Raw genomic sequence first — 17,721 nt, forward strand, 5'->3', positions numbered from 1 at the left:
CAGCGCCGCCAGGGGTGTTGCGCGGGGGCGGGCTCACAACTTGCTATCCTGATCGCAGGAGGCCCGTTCATGCAGAAATTTGACGAGATGTACGCCATGCTGCCGTTTGATGGCAGCGATGTGCGGGAACACTACAAGCGCTATGCGCAGTGGTTGAGCAAACAGCCCCCTGACGTGATGCAGGCCCGCAGGGCCGAAGCCGAGATGATCTTCCGGCGCGTGGGCATCACCTTCGCCGTTTATGGCGCCAAGGACGAGGGCGGCGCAGGCAACGAGCGGTTGATTCCGTTCGACCTGATCCCACGGATCATCCCGGCCCACGAGTGGGCCAGCATGCAGCAGGGGCTGGTGCAGCGCGTCACTGCGCTCAACCGCTTCATCCATGACGTGTACCACGGCCAGGACATCATCCGCGCCGGCATCGTGCCCGCCGATCTGATCCTGAACAACGCGCAATACCGGCCCGAGATGGCCGGTGTGCATGTGCCGCAAGACATCTACGCGCACATCGCAGGCATCGACATCGTGCGCGCCCCCGATGCCCAGGGCCATGGTGAGTACTACGTGCTCGAAGATAACCTGCGCGTGCCCAGCGGTGTGAGCTACATGCTCGAAAACCGCAAGATGATGATGCGGCTGTTCCCCGAGTTGTTCAGCCTGCACAAGGTGGCGCCGGTGGCCCACTACCCCGACATGCTGCTCGAAACCCTGCGTGCCAGCGCCCCGGCCACGGCCGATGAGCCTACGGTGGTGGTGCTCACGCCCGGCATGCACAACAGCGCGTACTTCGAGCACGCCTTCCTGGCCCAGCAGATGGGTGTGGAGCTGGTGGAGGGCCAGGACCTGGTGGTCAAGGACAAGTTCGTGTACATGCGCACCACACGCGGCCTGCAGCGGGTGGACGTGATCTATCGCCGCGTGGACGATGACTTCCTCGACCCCCAAGTCTTCCGCCGCAATTCCACCCTGGGCTGCTACGGCCTCATGGAGGCTTACCGCGCAGGCAATGTGGGTATCTGCAACGCTGTGGGTACGGGCGTGGCCGACGACAAATCGGTGTACCCCTACGTGCCCGAGATGATCCGCTTTTATCTGGGCGAGGAACCCATCCTCAAGAACGTGCCCACCTGGATGTGCCGCAAGCAGGACGACCTGCAGCACGTGCTGGCCAACCTCAAGGACCTGGTGGTGAAGGAGGTGCACGGTGCTGGCGGCTACGGCATGCTCATCGGCCCTGCAGCCACGCAGGCCGAGATCGAGGACTTTCGCCGCGCGCTGCTGGCCAACCCGGCGGGCTACATCGCGCAGCCCACGCTCAGCCTGTCGAGCTGTCCCACGTATGTGGAAAGCGGCATCGCTCCCCGCCACATCGACCTGCGCCCCTTTGTGCTCAGCGGTCGCGAGGTGCAGATGGCCGCCGGCGGCCTCACGCGCGTGGCGCTGCAAGAGGGCTCGCTGGTAGTGAATTCGTCGCAGGGCGGCGGCACCAAGGACACCTGGGTGCTGGGCGAGGGTACGCCTTCCGCGCAACCCAAGGCCGTGCAATCCCAGTCGCAATCGCAATCGCAATCGCAGTCCCTGGGCCAGGGTCAGTCGCAAAGCCAATCGCAAGGGAGCCTCTGAACATGCTGAGCCGCACCGCTGACCATTTGTTCTGGATGTCCCGCTATACAGAGAGGGCTGAGAACACAGCCCGGATGCTGAATGTCAGCTACGAGACCTCCTTGTTGCCCCAAGCCGCCGATGTGGCGCAAAAAGGCTGGGAGGGCCTGCTGTCCATCAGCGAGTTGATCCCTGCCTACACCGCCAAACATGGTGAAGTCACGCCCGCCAACGTGCTGGAGTTCATGGTGCACGATGGCAACAACCCGTCGTCCATCCTGTCGTGCCTGCGTGCCGCACGCGAGAACGCGCGGGCCGTGCGCGGAGCGCTGACCACCGAGGTGTGGGAGACGCAGAACCAGACCTGGCTGGAGCTGCACCGGCAACTGGAAGGCGGCGCCTTCGAGCGCGACCCAGGCCAGTTCTTTGAATGGGTGAAGTACCGCTCGCACCTCTCGCGCGGCGTGGTGCTGGGCACCATGCTGCAGGACGAGGCGTTTCACTTTTTGCGCATGGGCACCTTCCTGGAGCGCGCGGACAACACCGCGCGTCTGCTGGATGTGAAGTTCCACGCCGTCAAGAACGACTTCTTCGGCCGCCCCAGCGACCGCAACCAGGAGAGCGACTTCTACCACTGGAGCGCCATCCTGCGCAGCGTGTCGGCGTTCGAGGTGTACCGCAAGGTGTACCGCGACGTGATCACGCCCGGGCGCGTGGCCGACCTGCTGATCCTGAGCCGCGACATGCCGCGCTCGCTGCACGCCTGCCTGCGTGAGGTGGTGGACAACCTGGCCGTGCTGGCCAACGGGCAGTCCGCCGAAACCAGCCGCAGGGCAGGGCGCTTGCTGGCGGACCTGCAGTACGGCCGGATCGACGAGATCCTGGCCACGGGCCTGCACGCGTTCCTTACGCAGTTCCTGGACCGGGTCAACGACCTGGGTGGCGGCATCAGCCGCGACTTTTTGGTGACCTCGGGCGACTGAGAGGCACAAAGAAAAGGCCGCGGCGCGGGGGGCGTGGTTCAGAGCGGCCAACAAAACTCAGCGAAGCGGCTCTGGCTAGGCGTTTCGCCGCAGGCAGTACAAGCAGTACGGCAAGGCGCGACAACGACGCCAGGGGGAGTTTTGTTCGTTGCTCTTATTCCTGCGCGTTGCGCCGCTGGTCGCGCAGCATGAAGAGGTAGAGGCTCTCGACCTTCTCGCGCGCCCAGGGGGTCTTGCGCAGGAACTTGAGGCTGGAGCCCACGCTGGGGTCGATCTGGAAGCAGCGGATGGGGATCTGCTGCCCCAGCTCATCCCAGCCAAAATAATCGGCCAGGCCTACCACCATGGCTTCGAGTGTTACGCCGTGCAGGGGGTTGCGCGGCTGGGTGGGCTTGCTGGCTGGTGGCGGTGGCGGTGGTGTCTCTGGGGTACTCATGGCTCCAAGCATACAGACAGAGGGCAACTACGTCGTGTGAGGCCAGCATGAATCTAACCCTTGTCACCGTGGAGCGGTACGGGGGAGTCAGGCTGTGCGCTGCAGGTGTGCCTCGCGCTGAAAAAGTTCGGCCGCCCAGTCCACAAAAGCGCGCACCTTGGCGCTCAGGTGGCGGTTGGGCGGGTACACCACATACACGGGCAGCAGGGGCTGGGTCCAGTCGGGCAGCAGTCGCACCAGGGCGCCGCTATCAAAGTGCCGCTGGGCCTGCCAGCTGGTGATCTGGCCAATGCCCAGGCCCGCCACGATGGACGTGACGTAGGCGTTGCTCTCGTTCACGCTCAGCTGGTAGGGGCCGGTGATATCGATGGACTCATCGCCCCGGCGAAACTCCAGCGGGTAGTGCCGCCCGCTCTGTGGCGAAAAATAGATCACGCTGGCGTGTTTCTCCTCGATCTCCAGCGGGTGCGTTGGGGTTCCCTTGCGCCCCAGGTAGTCGGGCGCAGCGACGGTGACGAACTCCAGGTTGCCGATGCGGCGCGCCACCAGCGACTGGTCGCTCAGCTCGCCCCCCCGGATCACGCAGTCCACGTTGTCCCCGATCAGGTCCACGGTGCGGTCGCTCACGCCCAGGTCCACCTGGATGTCCGGGTAGCGGGCATGAAACTCCGCCAGGTGCGGAATGATGAGCAACTGTGCCACTGACGTGCCCACATCGATGCGCAGCCGCCCGCGCGGGTTGGCGCGCGCGTTGGTCATGCTGGCCTCGATGTCGTCCAGGTCGGTCAGCAGGCGCACCGTGCGGTCGTAGTAGGCCGCACCATCGGGCGTTACCGTCACGCGGCGTGTGGTGCGGTTGAGCAGCTTCACGCGCAGGCGCTCCTCCAGCGCCTGCACATGCTTGGTCACCGTGGCTTTGGGCAGGTTCAGCGAATCCGCTGCCCGGGTAAACGTGCCGGCCTCCACCACCCGCACGAATATGCGCATGGCCTGAATCTGGTCCATGGCTTCTCCTTGAGTCTTCAGCACCCAGATTGGGTGCTGAAGAATTCTCACACGGGCACCGCAGTTTGATTGTTGAGCTTTTGGAAACAGTGCGGTGGTGTTTGACCTGTTTATCAGAAAGGCCCAAGCCACTACATTTCATCCATCGTCAACCGACCTTCCACCTATCCACCTACCTACTGGGTACCTGCCATGCAGCCCGACCGCCCGTCTTCATCCTCTTTGCCCACGCAGCCCGCTGCGGCGCCCGCCAAGGCGTCCGGGGTGGCTGCGTCCCTCTGCACCGATTCCACCATTGAGGTGGCCCAGGGGCAGGACGTGGAAGTGCGCATGTACGGCCGCAAGAAGACCGGCCAGGCGTCACCGGTGGTCGTGCACTTCCACGGCGGGGCCTTCATGTCGGGCGATCTGGACAACGGCTGCACGGTGGCCTCTCTGCTGGAGAGTGCCGGGGCCGTGGTGGTGTCGGTCGCGTATCCGCTCACGCCCTTTCCGCAGCCGGTGGACACGGGTTACGGTGTGCTCAAGTGGGTGCACAAGCACCGCACCAAGCTCGGCGGGCAGGGCGCCGCCGTGTACCTGGCGGGCGAAGAGGCCGGTGGCAACCTGGCGGCGGCCGTGGCACTGATGGCGCGTGACCAGTCTCACCCCCCGCTGGCGGGGCAGATCCTGCTGTCGCCCATGCTGGACCCCTGTGTGGGCACCGCGTCGCTGCGCGAGGCCACGGGGGATTCCACGGGATGCAAGTGGACCGAGGGCTGGCGCAACTTTCTGCGCTGCCCGCGCGATGCCGAGCACCCCTATGCGGTGCCTGCCGGTGCGCAGCGCCTGGCGGGGCTGCCACCCACGCTGATCCTGGTGGGCGACACCGACCCCATGCACGACGAGGCGCTGGCCTACGCGGCCCGGCTGGAGGCTGCTGGCCTGCCGGTCACCCGCCACGTGTTTTCCAAGAACCCGCAGTGGCCCGATGCCCTGCTGCAGACCGGCCCGCACGAATGTCCGTGTGCGGCGGGTGCGCAAGAGCAGTTCCGGCAGTTCTTTGCCTCCACGCGAAGTCCGGTGCCGTCCTGACGGCCCCTGACACCCTCTCATACCCCTGACAGCTGCTGACCTCCACCCTGGTGGAGGCAGAAGAACGCGGGCTCGTCGCGAGCCCCACCCCCTTTTTGCACCTTGATTTCCGGCCCGGCGTGCCGGAGGGATAACGCTTGCCCGGCGTTGTCCTGCCTGCAGGTTCCAGAGGCCGCGCCACCCATTCAAACGACACGGAGGAAAGAACGAATCATGAATACATCCCTTATCCCGTTGGGTTGCGGCCGCTGTCACAGCACGCTGGACCGCAGCGTCTTTTGACGGAGACGAGCAGGCCGCCCCGGTGTTTGTCGCCGGGTGTATTGACCTTTCCACTGTGTCATTGCCGAGACTGCATTCCGCCCCTTTTGCATTGACCCCTGCCGAGCACAGCCCACAGGCGCCAGCGCACGGCAGACAAGCTTCACAGCGTGCTCCACAAGGGCACCCCTACTGATCGAAAGTCACCATGAACTTCCCATCCTTCTCCAAGTTCTCCCAGCGCCGCCCCCTGGGTCTGGCCACCCTTGCCACGGCCGTGACGGCCACCGTGGCCGCCGCCATCCTAGTGTTCCAGGCGCCCGCCGCCCAGGCCGATGGCACCCCTGCTGCGCCCCCGGCCATGCCGGTGTCGGTGGCGGCCGTGCTCCAAAAAGACATCGCCCTGTGGGACGAGTTTTCAGGCCGGCTCGAAGCCGTGCAGCGCGTGGATGTGCGCCCGCGCGTCTCGGGCGCCGTGCAGGCCGTGCACTTCCGCGAAGGCTCTTTGGTCAAGCAGGGCGAGCTGCTCGTGACGGTGGACCCAGCCCCTTACGCCGCCGAAGTGGACCGCGCCGAGGCCCAGGTGGTGGCCGCGCAAGCCCGCGTCTCGTACACGCGCAGCGAACTGGAGCGCGCGACGCGCCTGCTCGAAGAAAAAGCCATTGCCCAGCGCGAGCACGACGAGCGCCTGAACGCCCAGCGCGAGGCCGATGCCAACCTGCGCGCCGCCCAGGCCGCGCTGCAGACCGCGAAGCTGAACCTGGGCTACACCCAGGTGCGCGCACCGGTGGCGGGCCGTGTGGGCCGCATCGAAGTCACCGTGGGCAATCTGGTGGCGGCCGGTGCGGGCGCCCCCGTGCTGACCACGCTGGTGTCCGTGAGCCCCATCTACGCGAGCTTCGACACCGATGAGCAGATCGTGGTGAAGGCCCTGGCGGACCTGCAAAGCGGCCAGCGCGGCAATAGCGCCCGCCAGCTCATCGAGCGCATCCCTGTCCAGATGGGCACGGGCACCACGGGTGGCACGCCGCACGCCGGTCGCCTGCAGCTCATCGACAACCAGGTGGATGCCAAGAGCGGCACCGTGCGCGTGCGCGCCGTGTTCGACAACGAAGACGGCTCGCTCATCCCCGGCCAGTTCGCCCGCATCCGCATGGGCCAGGCCCGCAACACCCAGGCGCTGCTCATCAACGAGCGTGCCGTGGGCACCGACCAGAACAAGAAGTTCGTGATGGTGGTGGGCGAGGGCAACAAGGCCGAATACCGCGAGGTCACCCTGGGCGCGCCGATTGACGGCCTGCGCGTGGTCACGTCGGGTCTGAAGGCGGGCGAGAACATCGTCGTCAACGGCCTGCAGCGCGTGCGCCCCGGTGCCGTGGTGGCGCCGCAGCCTGTCCCCATGACCGCCAAGGCCGAGATTGCGGGTGATCGCAAGGAAGCCAAGAACGCCGCCAAGTCGCCAGCCGCCTGAGCGCGCTGGACACCAGGAATTTGCATCCATGAACCTGTCCCGCTTTTTCATCGACCGCCCCATCTTTGCCGGGGTGCTGTCGGTGCTCATCTTCCTCGGGGGGCTGATCGCATTGCGCGGTCTGCCCATCTCCGAATACCCTGAAGTCGCGCCGCCCTCCGTGGTGGTGCGCGCACAGTACCCGGGCGCGAACCCCAAGGTGATCGCCGAGACCGTGGCCACGCCGCTGGAGGAGTCCATCAACGGCGTGGAAGGCATGCTCTACATGGGCAGCCAGGCCACCACCGACGGCGTGATGACGCTGACCGTGACCTTTGCCCTCGGCACTGACCCCGACAAGGCCCAGCAGCTGGTGCAGAACCGCGTCTCGCAGGCCGAGCCGCGCCTGCCCGAGGAAGTGCGCCGCCTGGGCGTCACCACCGTCAAGAGCGCGCCCGACCTGACCATGGTGGTCCACCTGGTCTCGCCCAACAACCGCTACGACATCGACTACCTGCGCAACTACGCGGTGCTCAATGTGAAGGACCGCCTCGCCCGCATCGGCGGCGTGGGCCAGGTGCAGATCTTCGGCGGTGGCGACTACTCCATGCGGGTGTGGCTCGACCCGCAAAAGGTCGCGCAGCGCGGCCTCTCGGCCAGCGACGTGGTGACCGCCATCCGCGGCCAGAACGTGCAAGCCGCTGCCGGCGTGGTGGGCGCATCACCCGGCCTGCCCGGCGTGGACCTGCAACTGTCCATCAACGCACAGGGCCGTCTGCAGACCGAAGAAGAGTTCGGCGACATCATCGTCAAGACCGGTTCCGACGGTGCGGTGACGCGCCTGCGCGACATTGCCCGCCTGGAGCTGGGTGCGGCCGACTACTCGCTGCGCTCGCTGCTCAACAACGACCCCGCCGTGGGCATGGGCGTGTTCCAGGCGCCGGGCTCCAACGCGCTCGACATCTCGGCCAACGTGCGCAAGACCATGGACGAGATCCAGAAGAACATGCCCGAAGGCGTGGAGTACCGCATTGCCTACGACCCCACGCAGTTCGTGCGTGCCTCGATCAAGTCGGTCATCCACACGCTGCTCGAAGCCATCGCCCTCGTGGTGCTGGTGGTGATCCTGTTCCTGCAGACCTGGCGCGCTTCCATCATCCCGCTGCTGGCCGTGCCGGTGTCGGTGGTGGGCACGTTTGCGGTGCTGCACCTGCTGGGCTTCTCCATCAACGCTTTGAGTTTGTTCGGTCTGGTGCTGGCCATCGGTATCGTGGTGGACGACGCCATCGTGGTGGTGGAGAACGTAGAGCGCAACATCGAGGCGGGCCTGACCCCGCGCGAAGCCACCTACCGTGCGATGCGTGAAGTGTCTGGGCCCATCATCGCCATCGCGCTGGTGCTGGTGGCAGTGTTCGTGCCGCTGGCTTTCATCAGCGGCCTCACCGGCCAGTTCTACAAGCAGTTCGCGGTGACAATTGCGATCTCCACAGTGATCTCGGCGATCAACTCGCTGACCCTGTCGCCCGCGCTGTCAGCACTGCTGCTCAAGGGCCACGACGAGCCCAAGGACGCGCTCACGCGTGGCATGGACAAGGTGTTTGGTGGCCTGTTCCGGGGCTTCAACCGCCTGTTCCATCGCGGCTCCGAGGCCTACAGCGGCGGCGTCAAGCGCGTCATCGGCCGCAAGGCACTGATGTTCGTGATCTACCTCGCGCTGGTGGGTGCCACCATGGGCCTGTTCAAGATCGTGCCCGGCGGCTTTGTGCCCGCGCAGGACAAGCAGTACCTGATCGGCTTTGCCCAGTTGCCTGACGGCGCCACGCTGGACCGCACCGAGAACGTGATCCGTCGCATGGGCGAAATCATGAAGGAGAACCCGAATGTCGAGGACGCCATCGCCTTCCCAGGCCTGTCGATCAACGGCTTCACCAACAGCTCCAACGCCGGCATCGTGTTCGCCACGCTCAAGCCCTTTGCCGAGCGCACCCGCGCCGACCAGAGCGGCGGCGCGGTGGCCGGGCAGCTGAACCAGGCGTTTGGCAGCATCCAGGACGCGTTCATCGCCATGTTCCCGCCGCCCCCCGTGGCGGGCCTGGGCACCACGGGAGGCTTCAAACTGCAGATCGAAGATCGTGCCTCGCTGGGCTACGAAGCCATGGATAACGCCGTGAAGGCCTTCATGGCCAAGGCCTACCAGACGCCGGAGCTGGCGGGGCTGTTCACCAGCTGGCAGGTCAACGTGCCGCAGCTGTACGCCAACATCGACCGCACCAAGGCGCGTCAGCTCGGTGTGCCGGTGACGGACATCTTCGACACGCTGCAGATCTACCTGGGCAGCCTCTATGCCAACGACTTCAACCAGTTCGGTCGCACCTACAGCGTGCGCGTGCAGGCCGATGCGGCCTACCGGGCGCGGGCTGAAGATGTGGGCCTGCTCAAGGTGCGGTCTGCCACCGGTGAAATGGTGCCGCTGTCTGCACTGATGAAGATGGAGCCCAGCTTTGGCCCCGAGCGCGCCATGCGCTACAACGGCTACCTCGCTGCTGATGTGAACGGCGGGCCCGCGCCCGGTTATTCATCGGGCCAGGCGCAGGCGGCCATCGAGCGCATCGCCAAGGAGACGCTGCCCCAGGGCATCACGTTCGAGTGGACCGAGCTGACCTACCAAGAGATATTGGCCGGCAACTCCGCCGTGCTGGTGTTCCCGCTGGCCATCCTGCTGGTGTTTCTGGTGCTGGCCGCGCAGTACGAAAGCCTGACGCTGCCCATCGCCATCATCCTGATCGTGCCCATGGGCATCCTGGCCGCGATGACGGGCGTGTGGCTCACCAAGGGCGACAACAACGTGTTCACGCAGATCGGGCTCATCGTGCTGGTGGGGCTGTCGGCCAAGAACGCGATCCTGATTGTGGAGTTTGCGCGCGAGCTGGAGTTTGCCGGGCGCACGCCCGTCCAGGCCGCCATCGAGGCCAGCCGCCTGCGGCTGCGCCCCATCCTGATGACCTCGCTGGCCTTCGTCATGGGTGTCCTGCCCCTGGTGCTGTCCACGGGTGCAGGCGCCGAAATGCGCAGCGCCATGGGCGTGGCGGTGTTCGCCGGGATGATTGGTGTGACGGCCTTCGGCCTGTTCCTCACGCCCGTGTTCTACGTGCTGCTGCGCAAGCTGGCTGGCAACCGCCCGCTGGTGGAGCACGGCGCGCATGTGGCGCCCATCTCGCAGACGCCCCACGGGGGTGGCATGGGCCAGCCGGTGCTGGCTGCGCCCCGCAAGGAGCACGAATGATGCTCACGACCACAACCGCCTTTGTAGCCCTGAATGCTCGCTCCACGATGTCCACGCTGCCGGTTGCAGAGGGAGCATCGGCTGGGGCAGGAGACCAACCATGACCGATCTGCTATTGAAGAAGAACTCCACCGACAGTGCCCTTGCCGTGCGCAAACGCAGCCTGCTGGCGCCCCTGGCCGCCGCCCTGGTGCTGGCCGGTTGCATGACCCAGCCCGTGGCCCCCGCGCCGCATGCGGGCGTGCCCGTGCCCACCAGTTTCACGGCAGGTGGCGACGCGCTGCCCGCCGCCCCCTGGACGGTGGCTGCCCCCGCCGAGGCACAGCCACGCGGCGAATGGTGGCTGGGCTTTCAAGACCCGGTGCTGGCCGACCTGGTGCAGCGCGCGGGCCAGGCCAACACCAGCATCCAGCAGGCCGCCGCACGCCTGGCCGAGGCCCGCACGCTGCTGCGCTCTGCCGATGCTGCGCGCTCGGTGCAAGTGGGCGCCTCGGCGGGCGTTGCACGTCAGGCCGGTGTCAACAGCACGGGCAGCGTGGTGCCATCCACGCTGGGCACGGCGGGGCTCAACGCCTCGTACGAGCTGGACCTGTTTGGCCGCCTCTCGCAAACCAGCGACGCCGCGCGGCTGGACGCCGACGCGCGCGAAGCCCTGCTGCAGAGCACGCGCCTCATGGTGCAGGCCGACGTGGCGCAAACCTATCTGCAGCTGCGCGCCGTGCAGGCCGAGCAGGTGCTGGTACAAGAGAGCTTGTCTGCCTACGAAGGCACGCTGCGCCTGACGCAGCGTCGCCTGCAGGCGGGCGATGTGGCTGAGCTGGACGTAGCCCGTGTGCAGACCGAGGTGGCCGCCACCGAATCCGAAGCCCTGGCGTTGCAGCGCCAGCAGGCCTTGCTGACCAACGCGCTGGCCGTGCTGGCGGGCGAGGTGGCCAGCGGCTTCGTGCTGCCGCCCGCGACGGGCGATGCCGCGTTGCCGGTGATCCCGCCTGGCGTGCCTGGCACGGTGCTGGCGCGTCGTCCTGATGTGTCGGCCGCACAAACTGCCGTGCTGGCCGCGCAAGCCCGCGTGGGCGTGGCGCAGAAGGCCTGGTTCCCGGCCGTCACGCTCACCGGCAATGCGGGGCATGCGTCGCCCGAGCTGGGTGACCTGTTCAAGTGGTCGGCCCGTGCATGGGGCGTGAGTGCGCTGCTGTCGCTGCCGATCTTTGACGGCGGCCAGCGCGATGCGCAGATCGAGGGGGCGAAGGCGCGCCTGGAGGCTGCGCTCGCCGATCACCGGGGGCAGGTGCTGAATGCGTTTCGTGACGTGGAGGATCAGCTGACCTCGCTGCGCCTGCTCTCCGGCCAGGCCGAGGCGCAGGGACGTGCGGTGACGGCTGCGCGGCGGGCCACGCAGTTGTCGGATGCGCGGTATCGCAATGGCTTGGTGAGTCAGCTGGAGTTGCTGGACGCGCGGCGTAGCGAGTTGCGCAATCGGCGGCAGGAACTGCAGGTGCGGACGGCGCAGTATGTGGCGACCGTGGGGTTGATTCGGGCGCTCGGGGGAGGGTGGGGGGATCAGCCTGTGGTGAAGGTGGCGGCTGTGTCGCAGTAGTTTTTGAGCGGTTTGGGCTGCTTGCGCTAGTGGAAATTGCCTGGGTAGCTATTCTTTTTGTAGTGTGCTGCTTGCTTGTTTCTCTTTTGAACTGCGTGTGCTTACGCTGCGGTGCGTTGATTTGACCGCGTGCCTGGCTTGAGGGCGGAGGCCGGGAGTCGCCCGGCGAGCGAGTAACTTTCTTTTGCTTCGCCAAAAGAAAGTCACCAAAGAAAAGGCGCCCCCCAGTCTGCGACCCCTTCGCGTTGCGAAGGGGCAAACCTGCGTCGGTGCGGTTGCGGGGTGCGCCGTGGAACTCACTGCGCTGAGTTGCAGCTTCGTTCAGACAGCCACGGCGAGTCTGAGCACGAAGCACGCGCGCTGCGACGCGCGTGCCACCCCCCAACCGCCCCGCCGCAGGCGCAGCCAGCAGGGGGTGGGACAGCCGAACATCCAAACAGCCGGACATCCACTCGGGCCATTGCTGCGCTCGGCCGCGCCTACGCAGCGCGTGGCGCTTGCGCCCGCGAGAGAGGCCGAGCGAAGCAAAGGCCCGTGTGGATGTTCTGCTCCCCTTGCCCCTGTGGATGCGCCGAGGAGCGCAGGGTTTGGCGGATCAGGGCTCGCGTGTGTCTGAGCGACGCGCAGCGGCGCGAGTTGAGCGAGACCCCGCCAAACCCGAGCACCGCAGGTTGCCCCGGCGCGCAGCGGCGGGGACGCAGACAGTGGGGTCGCCCTTTCTTTGGTTCCTTTCTTTCGGCGACGCGAAAGAAAGGGACTCGCATGCCGGGCGACTCCCGGCCTCCGCCCTCAACACCAGCATGCGGCCTAATCAGCACACCCCACCAAACACTACAAAATCAATAGCTACCACCGCATATCCCACTAGCGCCTGCGGCCAAAAAGGCTCAAAAAACTCCAGATCACCCCTTCAGCCACCCCCTCAACCTCTCGACCCCTTCCTCCAACCTCCCCACATCCCGACTCGCAAAACACCACCGCAACCACCCCGCAGCCTCTCCCCCAAACGCACTGCCCGGCGCCAGCCCCAGCCCCGCCTCCCGCACCAGCCGCTTGGCCAGTGGCAAACACTCGTCATGCCCGTCGATGTGGAAGAACGCATACATGCCCCCATGTGGCGTGGCCACCGACACTCCCGGCACCTCGGCCAGCAGCGGCACCAGCGTGTCCCGGCAGTTGCGTAGATGGTTCACCAGCGCGGGCGTTACCTCATCCGTGCGCTGCAGCGCCACCGTGGCCCCGCGCTGCACAAACACCGGTGCGCACGAGGTGTTGAACTCGATCAGCTTGCCCACCGCAGGTGTCATCGACGGTGGCAGCACCAGCCAGCCCAGACGCCAGCCGGTCATCAGAAAACTCTTGGAAAAGCTGTGCGTCACGATCAGCCGGTCCTCGGGCTCGGCCACGTCCAGAAAGCTCGGTGCGGCACCGTTGGCCGTGTCGCCAGCGTAGTACAGCCGCTCATACACCTCGTCCGCCAGAATCCACGTGCCCGTGCGGCGGCAGTGCGCCAGGATGGTGGCTTGCTCCTCACGCGTCAGCGTCCAGCCCGTGGGGTTGTTAGGGGCGTTGACGACCAGCAGGCGCGTGCCGGGCGTGATGGCTGCCAGCAGCGCGTCCATGTCCAGGCGCCACGCGCCCTGTGCGTCGGCCACCAGCGGCACGGTGCGCACCTGTGCGCCCAGAATGCGCGGCTGCGCCACCAGGTTGGGCCACACGGGGGTGACCAGCACCACCTCGTCACCCGCGTCCACCAGGGCCTGCACGGCCACCATCAGGCCGTTCACGCCGCCGGATGTGACTGCGATGCGGTCAAACCATGCATCGGTGTGCTGCTGCGGGTGCAGGCCATGCATGTAGCCCGCAATCGCGTGGCGCAGTTCGGGCAGGCCCAGGTTGTGGGCGTAAAAGGTCTCGCCTTTTTGCAGCGACGCAATGGCCGCGTCGCGGATGAAGTCGGGCGTCACCTCGTCGCTCTCGCCAAACCAGAACTTCAGCACATCGCTGCGCCCCAGGCCTTCGTTGGCCACCTCGCGGATGCGCGACTCTTCGAGGCTTCGGACTACTTCTCGCATGCAATCTCCTTGAAATACGCAGCCATCATCGCAGGCGTATAGTCGTTTTTTTGATTTTTTTGGCTGACCCCAACGCTCATGACTTATCCCAACACCCAGCTCTTCATCGCAGGACAGTGGCAAGACGCCGCCGAAGGCAAAACCATTGCCGTGTTCAACCCCGCCACGGGCAAAGAAATCGGCCGTGTGGCCCACGCCACCAAGGTCGATCTGGACCGCGCGCTGGACGCCGCACAGAAGGGCTTTGAAGCCTGGCGCGACATGCCCGCCGCCGAGCGCGCCAAGACCATGCGCCGCGCCGCAGCGCTGATGCGCGAGCGCGCCGAGGCCATCGCGGCGATCATGGTGCAAGAGCAGGGCAAGCCCCTGGCAGAAGCCAAGGTCGAAACCATGGCATCGGCTGACATCATCGAATGGTTTGCCGACGAATCGCTGCGCGTGTACGGCCGCATAGTGCCCTCGCGCAACCTCAAGGCCACGCAGATGGTGCTCAAGGACCCGGTGGGCCCCGTGGCCGCGTTCACGCCCTGGAACTTTCCCATCAACCAGGTGGTGCGCAAGCTGGCCGCCGCGCTGGGCGCAGGCTGCTCCATCCTCGTGAAGGCGCCTGAGGAAACCCCCGCCAGCCCCGCCGAGCTGATCCGCGCGTTTGCGGATGCGGGTGTCCCTGCAGGCACCGTGGGCCTGGTCTATGGCGATCCGGCTGAAATCTCCAGCTACCTCATCCCGCACCCCATCATCCGCAAGGTCACTTTCACCGGCTCCACGCCCGTGGGCAAGCAACTGGCGGCGCTGGCGGGCAAGCACATGAAGCGCGTGACGATGGAACTGGGCGGCCACGCCCCGGTTATCGTTGCCGAAGACGCTGACCTCGAACTCGCCATCAAGATCGGCAGCGGGGCCAAGTTCCGTAACGCAGGCCAGGTCTGCATTTCGCCCACACGATACCTGGTGCACGAAAGCATCCGCGCCGACTTTGTCGCCGCGTTTGCCAAATACGCCCAGGGCCTGAAGGTGGGCGACGGCCTGACCGCCGGCACGCAGATGGGCCCGCTGGCTAACCCGCGCCGCATCACCGCCATGGCCGACCTGATGGCTGACGCCGTGCAACAGGGCGCCACGCTGGTGACGGGTGGCGAGCGCATTGGTAGCGAAGGCAACTTCTTCCAGCCCACGGTGCTGAACGACGTGCCCCTGTCGGCCCGCATCGTGAACGAAGAGCCCTTTGGCCCCGTGGCCGCCATCCGTGGGTTTGAGAAGATTGAAGACGCCATTGCCGAAGCCAACCGCCTGCCGTTTGGCCTGGCCGGTTACGCCTTCACCTCGTCGCTGAAGAACGCGCACCTGCTGGCCCAGCGCCTGGAAGTGGGCATGCTCTGGATCAACCAAGCCGCAGCCCCTGCGGCCGAGCTGCCATTTGGCGGCCTGAAGGATTCGGGCTACGGCTCCGAGGGTGGCCCGGAGGCCATCGAGGCGCACCTGAACACGCGCCTGGTGTCGATCATGAACGTGTGACCATCGCGCTCTGAGCGCGGTAGTTAAAGGCCCCCGGTGCCATAGGCGTCGGGGGCCTTTCTGCTTTCTGAGAACCTGATCACGATCTTTTCAAGGTCGCACGAGAGGGGGCGACGGCAGGTCGTGCGGTTTGCGGGCATAGAAAAGATCCCCTCACAGATGGTGCCGCCCCTTCCAGCCCTAAGGCTTCGGGTCGTACACGCAGCGAAATCCGATGTACACCGCATAAAAGTCTGCAGGCTTCCAGGCCTCCACATCCGCGCGCATTTGCGACGCGGGATACCACCAGGACCCACCCATCGTGCGCCGCTCGTCGCCGCGCGCATCGGCCGCCCATTCCCACACATTGGCGCCCATGTCGTGCAGGCCGTTCACCCCGGCTGCGGTGGCGTTGACGGGTGCTGCGCGGGGCCAGGGGTCGGGGTCGCTGGTGTTGGCGCCCTGCGGGCTCTGGCCCGTCGTCCAGGGGTAGGTGGTGCCACGCACCCAGGGTGCGGGTGGTTGGGCGCGCAACTCGGTGAAGCCAGCGGCGCGCCATTCGGTGGCGGTGGGCAGACGGCCGCCCGCCCATTGGCAATAGGCCTGGGCCTCGGCGTGGGTGAGGTGCACGGCGGGCAACTGGTCGGTGTCTGGGAGCACGCCATCGGGGCGCTGCCAGGTCCAGCCCGCGCGGCGCTGCCAGCCACCGACGTATTCAAAACCGCCACCTTCGCGCTCGGCACGGGTGGTGGTGCCTGTGGCCTGTGCGTAGCGCGCAAACTGGGCGATGGTGACCTCAGTCTTGTCGATGCGCAGGCCGCGCAGGTCGTCCAGTACCACCGGCCCTGTGGTCTGGGCAGACGCAGTCAGGGCCCAGAGCACCAGGGTGGCGCTGGCTGCGTGGCGCTGTGTTTGCATGTTCCTGTATTCCCCGTTTCAAAGCCAGGAGGTCATTGCCCGGCCGGTGTGGCACAGAGTATCTGCCGCTGCAAAAGCCTGTGGGCGGCGCTGGATTTGGAACCGCTGACGGACCCGTGGTGCCAACGTGGCGACGCTCAGTCCGCAATGTGGCCACATACCTCCACCGGCATGCGGGGGCATAAAAAAACCCCGCACTCCAAAGAAGTGCGGGGTAATTGGCTGTGTATCTGCCCTCCCACCAGTCAGGGCAGCAGCATGTGGGGCGCTATCAGAAGTTGTGGCGCACGCCCACGGCGAAGGAGCTGAAGTCGTTACCCGGAGCCGACACGCCGTAGGTGGCAGCCTGGCTGTTGTTGATGCGGGTGTAGTAGGTGTAGATCTTGGTGCGCTTGCTCAGGTTGTAGTTGTAGCCCAGCGTGTACTGGGTGGCGGCGCTGTTGGACACTTTGGAGTAGTCGCCGGCACGGCCCACGTTCACGTGGAACTCGGACACGCCCATGATGTACGCGGCCGACAGGCGCAGGTTGGTGCGGTTGCCGCCGTTGGCGATGAACACGTTCTTGTCGCGTTGCACGTAGGCGCCCATCACGAAAGGACCGGTGGAGTACGAAGCGCGCACTGCGAACTGGTTCTGGTCGCCCAGCTTGGAGTAACCAGCCCCCAGGCCCAGCTTGCCGATTTCGTAGTTGGCAGCCAGGTCCATGCTGTTCTTGCCGCCGGTGCCGCTGGGCTGCTCGTGCTGGGCCCAGCCGGCCTCGAACGTTGCGCCGCCCAGGCTGGGGGTGCGGTAAGCGATCTTGTTGACGTCACGGGCGGGGTAGGCGTACAGGGCGTCAGCCGAAGAGCCGGTGTCGTGGTTGTGGTTGCTGATGAAGTCGGCCGTCGCGTAGTACGACTCGGACGTGAAGTTACCCAGGCGCACCATGCCGAAGCCGCCGGACAGGTTCACCTCGCTCTGGCGGGCAAAAATGCCGCGCGAGTCGGAAGCGCCGGAGCTGGAGTCAAAGCCGCTTTCCAGCTGGAAACCCGCCATCAGGCCGCCGCCCAGATCTTCCTGGCCCTTGAAGCCGAAGCGGGAGGAGTTATTGAACAGGCCGGTCTTGGAGACATTGCCGTCTTTTTGGTGTTCAAAGCTGGTGTTGACCCGGCCGTACAGGGTGACGCTGCTCTGTGCAAAGGCAGCAGACGTACCCACCAGGGCCAGCGCGGCGAGGGCGCAACGGTTCAATGTTTTCATTCGCGAGGTTCCTTAAATCAAATTTTGTTTGATGACAAATAATCACCGGCCAAAAACGCACAGGGGTGATGCCTTTGGGCCGCCGCTACAAGCAAGTTTGGTGCCTGTGGTGATGTGATCGTTGCACTTTGCAACGGAGGGGGATGCTACTGGCCGCCGTGATTGGCCGCCAGCGGGGAAAACACCTTTTTGTCATCAAGATGTCGTAGCGGCGCAACATGGTTGTGATACCGCTTACAAGTCCCCGGGACCAGCCGGAGCCCGGCACCCCCATCAGGGTTGCGAATGCGGCGCAAGCCCCGC

At 65.9% G+C, this 17,721-nt stretch carries 12 protein-coding genes; 7 read left to right on the forward strand and 5 right to left on the reverse strand.

Annotation, left to right across the window (positions count from 1 at the left end):
- Positions 1-69: 69 nt before the first annotated feature.
- The gene (locus AC1Q64_RS09030) at positions 70-1,623 is read left to right on the forward strand and encodes a circularly permuted type 2 ATP-grasp protein (protein ID WP_492251081.1); all 1,554 of its coding nucleotides are present in this window, start codon (positions 70-72) and stop codon (positions 1,621-1,623) included.
- A 2-nt stretch (positions 1,624-1,625) separates the two neighbouring features.
- Positions 1,626-2,585: an alpha-E domain-containing protein gene (locus AC1Q64_RS09035; RefSeq protein WP_055400923.1), complete on the forward strand. Its 960-nt coding sequence runs from the start codon at positions 1,626-1,628 to the stop codon at positions 2,583-2,585.
- Positions 2,586-2,739: 154 nt separating this feature from the next.
- Here the strand turns inward: AC1Q64_RS09035 and AC1Q64_RS09040 are convergent, their stop codons facing one another.
- Together AC1Q64_RS09040 and AC1Q64_RS09045 are read right to left on the reverse strand one after the other, a co-directional pair.
- Entirely contained in the window at positions 2,740-3,021 is a 282-nt protein-coding gene (locus AC1Q64_RS09040; RefSeq protein ID WP_291438409.1) for a VF530 family protein, read from the reverse strand.
- A gap of 87 nt (positions 3,022-3,108) precedes the next feature.
- Positions 3,109-4,026: a LysR family transcriptional regulator gene (locus AC1Q64_RS09045; RefSeq protein WP_291438411.1), complete on the reverse strand. Its 918-nt coding sequence runs from the start codon at positions 4,024-4,026 to the stop codon at positions 3,109-3,111.
- 192 nt (positions 4,027-4,218) lie between these two features.
- Here AC1Q64_RS09045 and AC1Q64_RS09050 point away from each other — a divergent pair, with 192 nt between their 5' ends.
- The 4 genes from AC1Q64_RS09050 (at position 4,219) to AC1Q64_RS09065 (ending at position 11,691) form a co-directional block, all read left to right on the forward strand.
- Positions 4,219-5,100 (forward strand): alpha/beta hydrolase, encoded by an 882-nt coding sequence (locus AC1Q64_RS09050; protein WP_492251082.1) that lies wholly within the window; start codon positions 4,219-4,221, stop codon positions 5,098-5,100.
- A 469-nt stretch (positions 5,101-5,569) separates the two neighbouring features.
- On the forward strand, positions 5,570-6,832 hold the full coding sequence (locus AC1Q64_RS09055; RefSeq protein WP_492251083.1) for an efflux RND transporter periplasmic adaptor subunit: 1,263 nt from the start codon (positions 5,570-5,572) through the stop codon (positions 6,830-6,832).
- 28 nt (positions 6,833-6,860) lie between these two features.
- Complete coding sequence (locus tag AC1Q64_RS09060; protein WP_492251084.1) at positions 6,861-10,094, forward strand: efflux RND transporter permease subunit; 3,234 nt, start codon at positions 6,861-6,863, stop codon at positions 10,092-10,094.
- A 100-nt stretch (positions 10,095-10,194) separates the two neighbouring features.
- The gene (locus tag AC1Q64_RS09065; protein WP_492251085.1) at positions 10,195-11,691 is read left to right on the forward strand and encodes an efflux transporter outer membrane subunit; all 1,497 of its coding nucleotides are present in this window, start codon (positions 10,195-10,197) and stop codon (positions 11,689-11,691) included.
- Positions 11,692-12,593: 902 nt separating this feature from the next.
- Here AC1Q64_RS09065 and AC1Q64_RS09070 read toward each other — a convergent pair.
- Positions 12,594-13,766 carry a pyridoxal phosphate-dependent aminotransferase gene (locus tag AC1Q64_RS09070; RefSeq protein WP_492251086.1) on the reverse strand — a complete coding sequence of 391 codons (1,173 nt, stop codon included), beginning with the start codon at positions 13,764-13,766 and terminating at the stop codon, positions 12,594-12,596.
- Positions 13,767-13,844: 78 nt separating this feature from the next.
- On the opposite strand from AC1Q64_RS09070, the gene AC1Q64_RS09075 reads away from it, so the two are divergent.
- Positions 13,845-15,281: an NAD-dependent succinate-semialdehyde dehydrogenase gene (locus AC1Q64_RS09075; protein WP_291438305.1), complete on the forward strand. Its 1,437-nt coding sequence runs from the start codon at positions 13,845-13,847 to the stop codon at positions 15,279-15,281.
- A gap of 180 nt (positions 15,282-15,461) precedes the next feature.
- Here the strand turns inward: AC1Q64_RS09075 and AC1Q64_RS09080 are convergent, their stop codons facing one another.
- Together AC1Q64_RS09080 and AC1Q64_RS09085 are read right to left on the reverse strand one after the other, a co-directional pair.
- Positions 15,462-16,178 carry a formylglycine-generating enzyme family protein gene (locus AC1Q64_RS09080; protein ID WP_492251087.1) on the reverse strand — a complete coding sequence of 239 codons (717 nt, stop codon included), beginning with the start codon at positions 16,176-16,178 and terminating at the stop codon, positions 15,462-15,464.
- Between the two features lie 271 nt (positions 16,179-16,449).
- Positions 16,450-17,418, reverse strand: coding sequence for a porin (locus tag AC1Q64_RS09085; protein WP_492251088.1), 969 nt, complete (start codon positions 17,416-17,418; stop codon positions 16,450-16,452).
- Between the last annotated feature and the right edge of the window lie 303 nt (positions 17,419-17,721).

The sequence above is a fragment of the Acidovorax sp. GW835-FHT14G06 genome (assembly GCF_058793595.1).